Origin of the sequence: Nitrospirillum goiasense (assembly GCF_034427435.1) — a bacterium.
Classification (GTDB): Bacteria; Pseudomonadota; Alphaproteobacteria; order Azospirillales; family Azospirillaceae; genus Nitrospirillum.
Genome location: NZ_JAXQNP010000002.1, coordinates 2,516,863 through 2,530,611, shown reverse-complemented (window position 1 = coordinate 2,530,611; position 13,749 = coordinate 2,516,863). Strand labels below are relative to the sequence as shown.

The 13,749-nt window shown below is 67.7% G+C and carries 12 protein-coding genes; all 12 read right to left on the bottom strand.

The window, feature by feature from the left end; genetic code table 11:
* Positions 1-6: 6 nt before the first annotated feature.
* Positions 7-1,356 carry a M24 family metallopeptidase gene (locus tag ULB03_RS14120; RefSeq protein ID WP_322483717.1) on the bottom strand — a complete coding sequence of 450 codons (1,350 nt, stop codon included), beginning with the start codon at positions 1,354-1,356 and terminating at the stop codon, positions 7-9.
* 81 nt (positions 1,357-1,437) lie between these two features.
* Positions 1,438-2,451 (bottom strand): phosphotransferase enzyme family protein, encoded by a 1,014-nt coding sequence (locus ULB03_RS14115; RefSeq protein WP_322483716.1) that lies wholly within the window; start codon positions 2,449-2,451, stop codon positions 1,438-1,440.
* 23 nt (positions 2,452-2,474) lie between these two features.
* The gene (locus ULB03_RS14110; RefSeq protein WP_322483715.1) at positions 2,475-3,308 is read right to left on the bottom strand and encodes an alpha/beta fold hydrolase; all 834 of its coding nucleotides are present in this window, start codon (positions 3,306-3,308) and stop codon (positions 2,475-2,477) included.
* A gap of 88 nt (positions 3,309-3,396) precedes the next feature.
* The gene (locus tag ULB03_RS14105) at positions 3,397-5,889 is read right to left on the bottom strand and encodes a TonB-dependent receptor (protein WP_322483714.1); all 2,493 of its coding nucleotides are present in this window, start codon (positions 5,887-5,889) and stop codon (positions 3,397-3,399) included.
* A 332-nt stretch (positions 5,890-6,221) separates the two neighbouring features.
* A complete protein-coding gene (locus tag ULB03_RS14100; protein ID WP_322483713.1) occupies positions 6,222-7,409 on the bottom strand; it encodes a class I SAM-dependent methyltransferase in 1,188 nt (395 codons plus the stop codon).
* Positions 7,410-7,431: 22 nt separating this feature from the next.
* Entirely contained in the window at positions 7,432-7,779 is a 348-nt protein-coding gene (locus ULB03_RS14095; RefSeq protein ID WP_322483712.1) for a hypothetical protein, read from the bottom strand.
* A gap of 45 nt (positions 7,780-7,824) precedes the next feature.
* Positions 7,825-8,418: an ureidoglycolate lyase gene (locus ULB03_RS14090; RefSeq protein ID WP_322483711.1), complete on the bottom strand. Its 594-nt coding sequence runs from the start codon at positions 8,416-8,418 to the stop codon at positions 7,825-7,827.
* A gap of 69 nt (positions 8,419-8,487) precedes the next feature.
* On the bottom strand, positions 8,488-9,888 hold the full coding sequence (locus ULB03_RS14085; RefSeq protein WP_322483826.1) for an MFS transporter: 1,401 nt from the start codon (positions 9,886-9,888) through the stop codon (positions 8,488-8,490).
* Positions 9,889-9,982: 94 nt separating this feature from the next.
* A complete protein-coding gene (locus ULB03_RS14080; protein ID WP_322483710.1) occupies positions 9,983-10,948 on the bottom strand; it encodes an alpha/beta fold hydrolase in 966 nt (321 codons plus the stop codon).
* Between the two features lie 105 nt (positions 10,949-11,053).
* Positions 11,054-12,058 (bottom strand): alpha/beta fold hydrolase, encoded by a 1,005-nt coding sequence (locus ULB03_RS14075; protein ID WP_322483709.1) that lies wholly within the window; start codon positions 12,056-12,058, stop codon positions 11,054-11,056.
* Complete coding sequence (locus ULB03_RS14070) at positions 12,055-13,206, bottom strand: class I SAM-dependent methyltransferase (RefSeq protein WP_322483708.1); 1,152 nt, start codon at positions 13,204-13,206, stop codon at positions 12,055-12,057. Before ULB03_RS14070 ends, ULB03_RS14075 begins: the two co-directional genes overlap by 4 nt.
* Positions 13,203-13,538 carry a hypothetical protein gene (locus ULB03_RS14065; RefSeq protein ID WP_322483707.1) on the bottom strand — a complete coding sequence of 112 codons (336 nt, stop codon included), beginning with the start codon at positions 13,536-13,538 and terminating at the stop codon, positions 13,203-13,205. The genes ULB03_RS14070 and ULB03_RS14065 overlap by 4 nt, the downstream gene beginning before the upstream one ends.
* Positions 13,539-13,749: the final 211 nt, after the last annotated feature.

Genomic DNA, 13,749 nt, shown 5'->3' with positions numbered 1-13,749 from the left:
CAAGCCTCAAATCGTGATGACGTGTTTGCCGAGGGGATGGATGGGTTCCGCGCCGTCCCGCGTGATCACCACCAAATCCTCGATGTGCACCGATCCCCCGATGCCGGTGTCCAGCGAGGGGCAGTCGACGCTCAGGATCATGTTCTCTTCCAGGACGAGGTCGTTCTTGCCGTAGAAGCCGCCGCGCACCTCGCCCGGCTCGTCCGTGTGCATCAGGCCGACGCTGTGGGGCCCGAAGGTCACGAGGTCGCCCGCGCCGGACTTGCGCAGGGTTTCCAGGCCGATGCGGCTGACCTCGGAAAGGCGCAGGCCGGGGCGCAGCTGTTCGCGGATGGCCTTCCAGCCGGCCTGCGCCGCGTCGGCCGCGCGGACCGCCGCCGCCGCCGGCTCGCCCACGAACACGGTGCGGGCATAGTCGCCGTGGTAGTTCTGGAAGTGGCCGACGCCGTCGAAGAACAGCGACTGGCCATCACGCACCGTGTCCGACGTGGGCAGGTCGGAGGAGACGCGGTCGATGGTCATGAAGACGGCGCGGTTGCCGCGCCGGGCGCTTTCCACGGCGAACAGCCGGCGCAGGTCGCGGTAGTTGGCGCCGGCGCGCACCTGGGTGATGACGGCGTCCACCGCCGCCGCGTTGGCCTGGGCGCCGCGCCGCATCAGCGCCAGTTCCAGGGGCGACTTCACCACCCGGATCCAGCGCATCAGATTGTCCGCCGGCACCAGGTCGCCCGGCCGTTCATGCCGCTCGCACACCATGCGGACGACGTCATGGTCATAGCCCAGCCGGCCGGACCACAGGCCCAGGTCGCGCAAGGCCCGAACCAGGGCGCCGCCACTGTCCGCCAGCAAGGGACGGTCACGCAGGGCGGCGTCGGTGCGGTCGCGCCGCCGTTCCTCGACCTCGGTCAGGGGGGCAGCACCCTTGTCGGCGAACAGACCGGGCCAGGGGCTGGCCGTGCGCTCCAGTCGCGTGCCATCAGGGCCCAGGCCACCGGGCCCCTCATCGCCCGCGTCCTGGAACAGGTAGGCGGCGACGCCCTCGCGCGGGCCGCCGTCGACGAAGGTGTAATAGTAGATGAAATGAGAGGTGACGATGGCCGGCGCCTGGCGCGGGTCGCGGGTCAGGATGGCGAAGGTCGTGGGCGGCTGGCCTTGCCGGGTGGTCCCGATCTGCGGCCAATAGCCCAGCGCGTGGAAGACATTCAGGGGATCGCCCAGCACCAGGCCGTCGACCCCGAACCGCTCCATGATCTCATAAGCCCGGGGCAGGTTCATGGGACCGCCGCGTTGCAGCCCCTGCAACAGGGCGTCGTCGTCCGCCATGAGGGCGGCGATCTGGGCACTCAAGTCATCCATGGAACACCTTGGGGGAAAAGCTCCGGGGGCCGGCGGCGCAGGCCGGCGGGGAACAAGCCCCCGTCCGGCCCGCGGCATCCGTCACAGCAGGCCCAGGGGCCGGGCGCGGGTCTTGATGTAGTCGCCCAGCCAATCCAGGTTGCGGAACCGCAGGGTGCCGCGGCCCACGGCGGCGGAGGATTCCGCCATGCCGGCGACCAGGCGGAAGGCCTTGGTCATGAGGAACAGCTCGCCATGCTCCTTCTCCGCCTTGGTGAACGGGCGGACGGTCTCATAGCCCCGCTCGAACGCTTCGCCATAGCTTTCGGAGAAGCCGTAGAACAGATTGCCCCAGACGAAGTTCTTCACGTCCTGCATCAGGTAATCCTCACCCGTCCCGTCGAAATCCAGGAAGGTGATGCGCCCGTCATCGGCGACGTGGACGTTGCTGGAGTGGAAGTCGCAGTGGCATATGCCCATGGGCACGTCGTCGGACCGGATGTCGATCAGGCGCTGCGCCAGGCGCTCGCTGATGATGGCGTAGTCCCGCAGGTCGTCCGGCCGGTCGTAGACGAAGTTCAGCAGCGCCGGAACGGTGACCTTGAAGCGCACCAGGTTGTCGGTGGGGAAGGGGCGGCCGCCATTGTAGGCGATGCCGTGCAGATGCATCTGGGCGAACAGGGCGCCGATGCGCTCGGCATTGGCGATGTCCAGGCGCTCGGTGAACTTCTTGCCCGGCGCCCAGTCGTAGAGGGCGATGGCGCGGGGCCCCTCGGGCGAGTCCAGCTTGAAGTACAGCTCCCCATCCCGGGTGCGCACGCCGGCGGAGGCGGGGAATCCCTGCTGGCGCAGATAGTCCAGGAAGTTCAGCTCCGTCGCCACCTCATCCACGCCGCGGTAGGTCTTGCGCCAGACACGCAGGGCGTAGCGCTCCTCCGCCCCCTGGACCAGGTAGACGTCGTTCATGCCCCGGTACAGCAGGAAGGCGTTGACGGGACCGGCGATCGCGTAGCGCCGGGCCACTTCCGCGGCCAGGAAGTCCGGCTCCATGACCGAGTGGGAGATCTTGGCCATGGGCAGGGCGCTCTGCGGCGGCACGGCGGCGAGGGCGGTCATTGGCAACTCCTAACAATCAGGGATCAAGGCTGGTCAAGGAACCGGCGCAGCTCGACACCCATGCGGGTGACGGCGGCCGGAAGGTCGAAGATATCCCGGTTCCATTCCGGCATCTCGACGACGCGGTGGTCGGGTAGCAGGGCGGCCGCGGCCAGGGAGAGGTCGCGGATGTCCTCGTTGGGCTGGAGGACGAGCACGGGCTGCGTCACCAGCGGCAGGCGGGGCTGGTATTGGTAGCTCCACACCGCGACATAGGCCCACTGGCTGCGGTCCAGGACGCGCAGCTTGTCGACCCAGTTGTCGGCGGCACGGCGCAGGGGAACCCCGGCCGCACGCGCGGTGACCACATAGTCCCAAAGGCGCTTGGCCATGCCCAGCGCCACCTCACCCGCCTCATCCAGGGGCGGGGCGGTATGGGCGACCTCCAGCAGGGCGGCGGCTTCCTCCGCCGTGCGCATCGGCATGCCGGTGACGGCGACGCGGCGCACCAGGTCGGGCCGGGCCAGCGCCGCCTCGATGGACAGGAGGGCGCCGGTGTGGAAGCCGTAGACGTCACAGCCTTCGGCGGCCGTCACGCCCAGGTCCGGCAAGACCTCCATCATCGCCGTGGCGTAGCCGGCGATGGTGAGCGGCGCCGGCGGGCGATCGGACATGCCGTAGCCCGGCGTGTCCAACGCCAGCACCACGCGGTCCGTGGCCATCTCGGCGATCAGCGGTTCGTATTCGAAGGAGGACGACGGGTTCTGGTGGAACAGGATCAGGGGGCGGCCGACCGCCGGGCCCGCCGGACGGGCGACGCGGTAGTGGACCTGGCCGTACCGGCCATGCGTATAGCCGCGGGTGATGGCGACGCTCATGGAAAAGGCGCTCCGATGCCGACCCCGGCGGGGCCGGGGAAGAAAAGGGCGGACGGCGCCTTGGCAGCCGTCCGCCGGGTGTCGGGGATCAGAACTTGTAGCGGACCTGGAGGCCGAACGTGCGGCGCTCGGGCAGGCCGACCACCAGCGCGGACAGGGTGCTGGTGTAGGCGAAATTGTTGGTGAAGATGAACTGGTCGCTGATCGACGTGGGGGTCGTGTTGTCGAACAGGTTGTTGACGAACACGTCGGCGGAGATGTCGCCCTGGGTGGCGCCCAGGCGGACGTTCACCGTGTGGCGATCCGGGGTCTTCACGATGTCGGCGGCGTTGGACCACACACCGGACTTGTAGATGTAGTCGGCGCGGGCGAACCACGTGCCGTCCGTCCAGCCCTTCAGGTCACCGTTGTACTGAAGGCCGGCGTTGGCGGAGTACTTGGAGGTGTTGGGCATCTCCTTGCCGCTGAAGTCGGTGATTCCGGTCAGCTTGGTGATGGCGGTCGACCGGTACGACTGGATGTCGGTGTCGACCAGGGCCGCGCCCAGGTTCAGGGCGATCCGCTTCGTCAGCGCGTAGGTGCCGTCGAACTCGATGCCCTTCAGGTCCACGTTGCCGGTGTTGTCGTAACTGGTGATGGAGAAGGCGGAGTTGGAGACGGGATCGATGCCGGACAGGTTCAGCGAATTGATCTGGTTGCGCCACTGGGCATAGTAGCCGTCCAGGGTGAAGCGCAGGCGACCATCGAACAGCCGGCCCTTAAGGCCGATCTCATAATTGGTCACTTCTTCCGGGTCGACCTGCACCTTCAGGCCGGCCGCCGCCGCCGCGCGCTGGGTGGCGGCGGAGGAGGAGATGAAGCTGGTGTTGAAGCGGCCTGGGTTCACACCCTTCGCGTAGGACGCGTAGGTCATCAGGTCATCGTTCAGCTGGTACTGCGCGATGAAGCGGGGCATGAAGTTTTCATAGGACTTGCTCAGCATCAGCGAGCCGCCGGGATAGTAGCCGGCCGGCACGAAGGCGCTGTTGGTCGCGGTGTAGCCGGTGAGCGGCGCATAGGCGAACAGCTTGTCGATCTGGTAGCGGCCCTCGGCGCTGAGGCTCAGGGCGTCGGTCACCTGGTAGGTGATGCCGTAGAAGGCGCTGGAGGTGCGCGACCGCGTCTCGCCGTTGGCGCTGAAGAAGGCGGTCTTGCCCAGGGCGCCGTTGCCGCCGCCGTTGCCGGACTGCGACCAGGCGTCGATGAAGTTCACGCCGCTGGTGACACGCAGGGGGCCGCTGTCATAGGCCAGGCGCAGTTCCTGGGAATAGTCGTCCGTCTTGCGCTCGACCAGGTAGGGATAGTCGAAGTAGCTGCGGGCGCCGGCCGGGATGGAGCCGAAGCCGTTGTTCGGGATCGAGGTGTCGCCGTAATTGTCCAGGTCGACCAGGGCGCTGTAGGTCTCGCTGTTCACGCCCAGCAGATAGCTGACGGTCAGGTCGGTGTCGGGGATCTCGTAATCCGCCGCGAGGTGGCCGTGGTAGAAATGGCGCACCAAGCCGTAGCCCTGCGTGCCATCGGAAGGCGACAGGAAGCGTCCGTTGGGCAGGGACAGGAAATTCTTGATGTAGCCATCGGTCAGGGTGGAGGCCGAGGGCGTCCCGGAGGCCAGCGACGGCGCGGTGCCGCAGAAGGTGGGGTTGCCGTTCAGCTTGCAGTTGGACTGACCCGGGACCACGACTTTGCCCGCGGCGTTCGTGACCGTGTAGGCGGAGATCAGGCCCTGGGCGGAGGGGCCGTCGTCATCCTTCGACAGCAGGCCGAAGGCCTTGATCGTCAGGCCCTCGATGGGCTTGAACACCAGCATCAGGGTGCCGCTGGTGGTGGACTGGTCGCCCAGGGTCTGGCTGGGGTTGGAGGCGTTCTCATAGGAGCCGCTCTTGGAGAAGCGGTCGCCGGTGACACGGAAGGTCAGCTTGTCGCCGACGATGGGCCCTTCCAGGGCCGCGCTCATGCGGTAGTTGTCACGGGTGCCCACCATGACGCTGGCGCTGCCGTGGAATTCATCGGTGGGAACCTTGTTCACCACGTTGAAGGCGCCGGCGAAGGTGTTGCGGCCGAAGTAGGCGCTTTGCGGCCCCTTCAGCACTTCGACGCGTTCCGGATCCGAAATGGTGGTCAGCGCGGAAGCGGAGCTGACGGGCACGCCGTCGATGAAGGTCGCGACCGTGGTGATGTCGACGATGGCCGGGGCGAAGCCGCGGATGACCATCTGCTGGAAGGAGCGGTCGCTGCGCCCGGCGGCGTTGTTGGTGACGTTCATGCCGGGGGTCTGGTCGGCGATGTCGTTGACCGAGACGACGCCCCGCTGCGCAATGGCGTCACTGGTCAGCACGCTGACGGCGACGGGGGTCTTGAGCACGTCTTCCGACCGCTTGCGCGCAGTGACGACGATTTCCTGCAGTTCCCCCAAGTCCTCCGCCGGGGCGGCGGCTTCGGCGGCAGCATAGGCCATCGGTGCGGCGATGGTGAGGCCGGAAGCAGTGGAAATGCTGAATAAAGAGGCGCCGATCAGCGCGTTGCGCTTCGTTTTGTTGACCACGGAAGTCTCCCAGTTTTTTGAGTACTCTCTTCAGGCTGCTAATTCTTATTAGTGCCGCCGCGTAATTCACTGAATCACAAACAGCGGGTGAAACGCTCCTGTTGGGAAAACTGCCAGATTTCCCATTTTCCTCGGTCTTGCGCCGGAATTGTGTTTGAGGATTAATTGTGAGGCCGGGCAAAGCAATGCCGAGGATGCCGCTGACCGCTAGATGGATGCTCAGTTCGCTTGTTCGGACAAGTCGCGGCGGGGACGTGGTCGTGACTTGAAAAAAAAGGGAGGCCGGGACGATGCCGCGGCCTCCTGTCATCATCGGGACCGGAACGCCGCTGTCAGTTCAACCTGGTGCTCTTGACTGCGGAACAGACGTACCAGCTGCCCAGCAGGGTGCGGCCCTGGGGATCGCCCTGGGTGAAGAAATCATCCCGGTTGGCACGGGCCTCCGCGACGCCCTTGCGATAGCCGACGATGACGTCCTCGCCCTTGAAACCGGCGCCGACGCTGGTGGCGACATAGTCCACGCGGCTCAGCGCCGCCATGAACGGCTCGTTATTGTAGTGCGATTCAAAGTCACAGCGCATCTGCTCCCAGAGCCCCAGGTGCTCATGGCGCGGTGGCACCTCGACATGGGCCATCACCCCGCCCGGCCGCAGCAGGCGATGGCATTCCGCGAAGATGTTGCGCATGGCGGCGGCCGAGGTTTCGTGCAGCAGGGCGGAGGAGGTGATGAGGTCGAAGCTGCCATCCTCGAACCGGGTGCGCTCCGCGTTCTGCTGGCTGAAATGGATGGCCTGGCCCATGGCTTCGGCGCGGGCGTGGCCATAGCGCAGCATGGGCGCGCCCACGTCTATGGCATGCACCTCCGCATCGGGGAAGGCGGCGGCGATGGCCACGGTGCTGTGCCCGACGGAGCAGCCGAGATCCAGGATACGGCGGGGCTTCAGGTCGGGATAGAAGTCGCGCAGGTGGGCCACCAGGGTCTGGCCGCGCCCGTCGTTCTTCCACCCGCCGTTCAGGTTGCGCAGATAGGTCGAGGCGAAGCGGTCATACAGGGCACCCGCCCGGAAATCCGCGTCCGACGTGTCCACATGGTAGCTGCCGGGCATGCGGTGGTGGTCGAACGCCGCGATGTAGCGGGGAATCGCCAAGTCCGGGTCCAGCGTCAGGGAGCCGCGCGGCGCCGCCGTCTGTTCGGTCACGGCGCGGGCCAGGGTGTCGTACTGCCGATCCACGCTGGCGCCCAGGGTGCGCCAAATCTGGTCCTGATAGAAGAAGCTCAGGGACAGCCAGTACTGGTGGAAGGGGTGGTCTTCCAGCGTCGCCCGCATCTGGGCGCTGGACTTGGGGCGCGCGCCTGTCTTCGCCTCGATCTCGGGAACGATCACCTCGTTCACCAGCCGCTTGTCCAGCGGGTCCATGTTCTGAATGGTCCACAGGCGCATGGCCAGGAAGTGGTCTTCCATCGCCTGTTCGTCATGCGTCGCCTGCGGCATGACGGCGTGTCCGAAATGGTCGGTCATGATGCATCCTTCCAGGAAAGGGTCAGTTCGTCGTCACGTCGTCCAGCACGGTCTCATAGTCGCGCTGTTCCCTCAGGCTGTCCGGCAGCAGCTTGTCCCGGGCCACGCCCAGGACACGGTCATAGGCCAACTGCCGGTACGCGGCACGATAGGCGCGCGCCGCCGGATCGGGGCGGAAGGCGTCGACGTCCGCGGGTCCGTAGCCGCCGGCCAGGCGTTCGTGGGCGTCCAGCCGGTCGCGCAGCACCATCACCTCGCCCAACAGCGCCATCACCATGGCGCCCAGCGCGTCGGTAGTGGCGTCCTTGAATATGGTCGGCTGGCTGCCTTGGGCGCGCCTGACCCTTTCCTGGTTCTTGCGTTCCATCATCCCTGTTCCTTTTTCTCGGATTGTGAGAGCCCCAAAGGGCCGTTGTCAGGCCCGTGCCGCCGCCGGCTGGACGAAGCGGATCAACGTGCCCGTGCGGGCCAGGATGTCCTTCTTGTCCAGGTCGGGCCCGAAGGCCTCCTCCGTCACCGCGTTCCGCTGGTGCAGGTCGTAGCCGGTTTGGCTGGATAGGATGACGACCACGTCGGTCGCGTCCTCCACCGCGAACGGGAACTCATGCCAGGTGCCCAGGTGCAGGGTGAACCCGGCGCTGCCATCGAACAGGAAGGCGCGGGCCTGCGCCAGGTCCGGCATGTCGCCGTCGGACGGCGGCGCCATCACGACAACGAAGGGCTTCCCGGCCAGGGGGATGAAGGTCTGGGTGTGCTGGAAGTGGCGTTCCATGAAGCGCACCTCCGACGGGCGGATGTCCACGGTCGCCAGGCTGAGGTCCACCGGGTGTTCGCAGGCGAATTCCACCGGATAGCGCATCAGCACCCGGCCCTTGTAGAAATCGATCGGGACGGGCTTCACATCGGCGGTGCGGCCCAGGACGCGGCCGAACGCGGCCAGGGCCTGCGGCGTGGCGGGCTCGACGGTCAGGGTGACGACGCCAGCGGGGGCGGTGGCGGCTTGGGTCATTGAGGCTACCTCGTTCACGGGGAAGGCGGCGTGGATGCCTTGGTGGGGGAACGCCGGTCGTGCCGGCCTTCAGCGGTACGGGCCCACCCTCTGGCCCTCCGAGGCCAACAGCATGGTGGTGGCCTCACCGCCCGTCTGGCGCTGGCGGACCATGCCGCGCCGGGCCAGCACGAACAGGGCGCTGCCGCCCAGCAACGCCGGGACGACGACGATGGCGATGGAGTAGCCGACCATGGTCGGGTTCCGGAACAGGTGGTCGGTCAGCGTCGCCACCAGCAGCGGGCCCAGGGTGGCGCCGATGATGGTGTTGACCAGCCCGCTCAAGGCGATGGCGCTGCCGCGCATGGTAGGCGGCACGATGGACTGAAGGGTGGCGAAGGTGGTGGCCCCTAGCACGGCGAAGATGGCGCTGCTGCTGGCCACCAGGAACATGGCGAGGACGGGGCCGGGCACGAACACGGCCAGCGCCGATGGAATGGCCAGCAAGGGGCCGACCATCAGGATGCCGAACTTGGCCATGGCGAGAGACCGGCGGGCGAAGTGGTCGATCAACAGGCCCCCCACCAAGGGTCCGAGGAAGGAAAAGGTCATGGAGAACGGCCCGAGCCAGGCGCCGATCATCGCCGGTCCCAGCCCGAAGGCCCGTGTCAGCATGGCGGGCGACCAGGCGGCGGCGGCATAGGCCGCCATGAAGCACAGGGCGAAACCCAGATATAGCGGGGCGAAGACGGCGCCGTTGCGCTTCAGGAAGGACAGCTTGTCGGCCAGCGAGGTGGGGTCCGCCGCCCCCTGGACGCCACGGCGGGGCGGCTCCCGGGTCATCAGCATCATGGCGACCACCACCAGGCCCAGGGTGCCGCAGCCGATGAAGGCCACGCGCCAGGGCGCGGCATCCTGCAACAGGGGAATGCCGGCGAAGCGGCCGTTGGCCGCGGCGGCCATGATGAAGCTGGTCAGCGAGATGGCCATGCCGTTGGCGACGGCCTGGCCGGTGAGGAACAGGCTGAGCGGCTTGCCCCGGCGATGGGGCGGGAACAGGTCGGCGATCAGCGATACCGCCGCCGGACCCAGCGCCGCCTCCCCCAGGCCCACCAGCAGGCGGGAGGCGAACAGTTCGCCGAAGGTCGCCGCCAGGCCGCCGCCGATGGTGGCCAAGCTCCACACCAGCACGCCGACGGTGACCAGCAGGCGCCGGGACACGCGGTCGGCGATCAGGCCCAGGGGGATGCCCACCGTGGCGTAGAACAGGCCGAAGGCCAGGCCCTGCAACAGGCCGATCTGGAAATCGGCCAGGCCCAGGTCATGGCGGACCGGGTCCACGACGATGTTGATGATACCGCGATCGATGATGGACACGATGGCCGCCAGGAACAGGACGGTGACGGTCCACCACGCCGTGCGCCGGCTGGGATAATCCGCCTGGCCGGTGGCGGCGGCGGGGACGGGGGCCAGGGACTCTTCGGAAATCATCGTCGTCACCGCATGTCTCCCACTGCGGCGGGCACCCCGGCGGGGTGCCTCGCCTCTTCACGTGCCGGGCCCGAACGATGGGCGGGGCCGGCCATCAAGGTGCCGCCGCTGGCGGCGGTAGCGCGTCCAGGAAATCGCCCAGGTCGGCGGCGAACCGGTCCGGCGTTTCCCACATCGGCCAGTGGCCGATGCCGGGGTAGTGGATCAGCTTAACCTGGGTTCCGGTGAACCGCCGCACCGACGCGTCGGCGCCTTGCGAGATCACCGTGTCCTCATCCGACCATTGCAGCAGGACGGGTGCCCGGACCAGGCCGGCACTGGCGCCCACGTCCGTGGTGCGGAACAGGACCACATTGGACTTCAGGTAGGCCTGCTGGTTGGCGATGGCCCCGGGAAGGTTGGCCATGTCGTACATGATGCTCGCCAGGTAGGGCGGCACCGTCCAGCCGGGGTGGGAGGTGTCCTGCAGCACCAGGGTGTAGAAGAACCGCGGATGGTAGTCGGGCAGCACCGCGTTGTGGAACGCCAGCATCCAGCGGATCCGCCAGTCGACCTGGCGGGTCTGGCTGGGGCGCTCCAGTGGCAGCATGGAAAAGGCCATGGCCCGGATGCGGTCGGGGTTATCGGCATTCAACTGCAGCGCCACATTGCAGCCGTTGGATGTCGCCACCACCGCCAGGGGGCCAATTCCCAACTGGTCCAGCATCAGGCCCACCAGCCGGGCGGCCTCGGCGGTGGTGTAGCCCCGGGGGTTGGGGCCGCTGAGGCCGTACGGCGGCCAATCCACCCGGATCAGGGTGTAGCGGTCCGACAGGCGTTCCACCAGCGGGTCCCATTCGTGCAGGTTGACGCCGCTGCCGTGCAGCAGCAGCACGGGTGGCCCCTTGCCCTCCACCCGGACATGCAGGGGCACGCCGTCCACGGTGATGAACCGGGACGCCGGCGCCTGCGCGTATCGCGCGATCGCCGTCGCGCGATCGGTGGCGAACCAGCCCAGCTTGGCTGGAACGAACCATGCGAGGAACAATGCCAGGGACAGACCGACGCAAGCGCCGGCCACCCCCCCAATCCTGCCAAATCTCACGGCGCCCTGTCCTTTGGTTTCAAACGGTAATTTGTCTGCACAAGGCCGTTTTTATTTTTGCGCTCTATCGCCGCCGGCGGCCTATTGGTCCCGCCGGAGGTAGGCGTCCACAAGGTCGGCCACGCGCTCCGGCACCTCTTGCGCCGGGAAGTGGCCGGCGGTGTCCAGCCAGACCACCGACCGGCTTTCCGCGCCGGTCAGGTAGTTGTAAAGGGAGGTTTCCGCCGCGGGGGGCAGCACCGGATCGCGCCGCCCCCACAGGATCAGGACCGGCGCCCGCACGGCGCTGAGATGGTCCATGGTCAGTTGCTTGTTGGCGGTCAGGGCGAACAGGACGAAAGGGTTGGGCTCCGGCGCCCGCAGGCCGGTGGTGTAGGAATATTCCACCGTTTCCCGCGTCAGGCGCTTGGGCTCACCCCACAGGTAGGACATGTAGACTTGCCAGTATTGCAGGTCGCGATAGCCGATGGCCTTGGCCCGGGCGATTTCGACGTCCAGCGCCGGTGTCGTCTGTATCTTGGCCTCCGCCACGGAGTCCGCCGGGGTGTTGGCCAGGATCAGGGCCGTCACCCGCTGCGGATAGGTCCCCGCGAAATAATAGGCCAGCGTGCCGCCGCTGGAGGTGCCGAACACGGCAGCCTTGTCCACGCCCACCTTGTCCAGCAGCCTCGCCACCAGGGCCTCGGGCGTGCCCACCGTGCGGGCCGCATCGTCGCTGACCGGGCCCGACAGGCCGCCCGGCGGCTGGTCGAAGCGGATGATGCGGTAGCGGTCCTTGAGCCGGGCGACCACGCCGTCCCAGGCGTTGAGCGTGCCGTTGGACCCGTGCAGCAGCAGCAGCACCGGCCCCTTGCCCTCATCGCGGTAGCGTACCTCCACGCCGCCCAAATCGGCGTAATGGTCGCCGGGGGCGCCCACCCGCTGGCGCAACTCCGCCAGGGACATCCGCTGGGGCGCCGGGGCCTCCGCCGCCAGGGCGGGGCCGGCACCGGCCAGCCACGCCGCCGCCAGCAGCAGCGCCGCGCGCCGGCGGGTCTTGCCCTTGATCGTGACGTCCCCCTTGATCATGACGTCCCTGGCCATCATGCCCGTCCCGACGCGACGAACCAGGAGCGGAAGACGCCCTCCGACGTGTCGCCGAATTTCCGGGGCGCGTTGCGGCCGTTGAAGGCTGTCGCCTGATAGCCCGTGCGGATGTCGGTGAAGCCGGCGGCCCGCATCAACTGGCCATAGTCGGCGGTCAGGGCGCCGCGCCAGTTGGGTTCGTTGTTGAACTGGGCCTCCAGTTCCGAGGACAGCTCCTGCCAGATGTCGCCCAGGGTGTGCAGCAGCGGCACCTCCAGATGGATGGCGATCCCGCCCGGCCGCAACAGGCGGCGGCTTTCCGCCAGGATGTTGATGGCGGCTTCCGGTGAGGTCTCGTGCAGCACGACGCAACTGTAGACCACGTCGAAGGAGGCGTCGGGGAAGGAGGTTCGTTCGGCGCTCTGCTGCGAGAAGTGGACGGCGGCGCCCAGATGCTCGGCCCGGGCGTGGGCATAGCGCAGCATGGAGGCGCCGACGTCGATGCCGTGCACCTCCGCCTCGGGGAAGCAGGTCGCCGCCGGAACGGTACTCGTGCCGATGCCGCAGCCCATGTCCAGGATGCGGCCGGGGCGGATGTCCGGCGCGACGGTCAGCAGGTGGGCCATGGCGGTATGGCCGCGCAGGTCGTTCAGCATGCCGCCGTTGCGGCCCAGCATGTAGACCGCCCCGCCCCGGTCCATCACCGCGCCCTGCAGCACCGACCCATCGTCATGCGCGTTGCCGCCGGGCATCAGGTGGATGTCGCCCCGCGTGACGTACTCGGGCGCCACGAAGTCCGGATTCAGCGTCAGGGTGCCCTTGGGCGCATCCACCGCGGCCAGGGCCTCCAGCTCGTCGGCCTGCCGTTCCACGCAGTTCTCCACCGCGGCCCATAGCTGGCGCTGGGACTCGCGCTTCAGGCTGAGCCAGGTCGTGAAGCTTTCGAAGGACTGCATGCGGTGGCGCAGGTCATCCACCGGGCTGTTGCTGCCGCTGCCCGCGATGGTGGGCACGATCTGCGCCGCGATCTTCTGCTGCGCCGGTTCCAGCGTCTGGCCCACGAACAGCTTCAGGTCGCGGATGAACAGCTGTTCCACCAGCTCATCGTGGGTGGGAACCGCGATCATGGGATGCGCCAGGGTGGCGCGGGATTTGGCGATACCGCTCATGCCTGCATCTCCTTGCCAGCGATCGTGTGGGACGCTGCCGCCACGTCGGCCAGCGCCGCCTCTTGCAGGGGCCGGAAAACCTTGTTCAGGGTGTGCTGGCGCAGGGCGTCCCGTTCGATCTGGGCCGCCGCGTCGGGTGAGAAGGTGTCCACGGCGCCCGGCGCCAGGACCCGGGCCGCCACCAGCAGGCGCTCACAAGTGTCCAGCCGCGCGCGCAGGACGGTCACCTCCGACGCCAGCGATACGATCATCGCCAGCGTCTGCTCGTCAAGGCTGCGGCTACCCGGAATGGGGTCCAGCCGGTTGGGTGTGCGCGGAAGCCTGCTTTTCACGTAAAACCTCACCATTTTATTGGTTGCCCGTTTTCCGTCCACCGTGACCGGGCTGAGCCAGGGGCTCCCAGGAAAGCCCCCCTTGGGACCGTTGCCGGACGATTTCGGGATTTTGGCGCATCGGCGGGCATCTGGGGGGGCGTTCCAATGATTTGTCCACCAGATGGATATGGGTCCAGACCATTTGCGCCAGCGCGTCGCCATGGCCAGG

What these genes read in the sequence shown, in the direction of transcription:
- ULB03_RS14120 (WP_322483717.1), bottom strand. Translation starts at nt 1,356, where the DNA reads ATGGATGACTTGAGTGCCCAGATCGCCGCCCTCATGGCGGACGACGAC.
- ULB03_RS14115 (WP_322483716.1), bottom strand. Translation starts at nt 2,451, where the DNA reads ATGACCGCCCTCGCCGCCGTGCCGCCGCAGAGCGCCCTGCCCATGGCC.
- ULB03_RS14110 (WP_322483715.1), bottom strand. Translation starts at nt 3,308, where the DNA reads ATGAGCGTCGCCATCACCCGCGGCTATACGCATGGCCGGTACGGCCAG.
- ULB03_RS14100 (WP_322483713.1), bottom strand. Translation starts at nt 7,409, where the DNA reads ATGACCGACCATTTCGGACACGCCGTCATGCCGCAGGCGACGCATGAC.
- ULB03_RS14095 (WP_322483712.1), bottom strand. Translation starts at nt 7,779, where the DNA reads ATGATGGAACGCAAGAACCAGGAAAGGGTCAGGCGCGCCCAAGGCAGC.
- ULB03_RS14090 (WP_322483711.1), bottom strand. Translation starts at nt 8,418, where the DNA reads ATGACCCAAGCCGCCACCGCCCCCGCTGGCGTCGTCACCCTGACCGTC.
- ULB03_RS14085 (WP_322483826.1), bottom strand. Translation starts at nt 9,888, where the DNA reads ATGATTTCCGAAGAGTCCCTGGCCCCCGTCCCCGCCGCCGCCACCGGC.
- ULB03_RS14075 (WP_322483709.1), bottom strand. Translation starts at nt 12,058, where the DNA reads ATGATGGCCAGGGACGTCATGATCAAGGGGGACGTCACGATCAAGGGC.
- ULB03_RS14070 (WP_322483708.1), bottom strand. Translation starts at nt 13,206, where the DNA reads ATGAGCGGTATCGCCAAATCCCGCGCCACCCTGGCGCATCCCATGATC.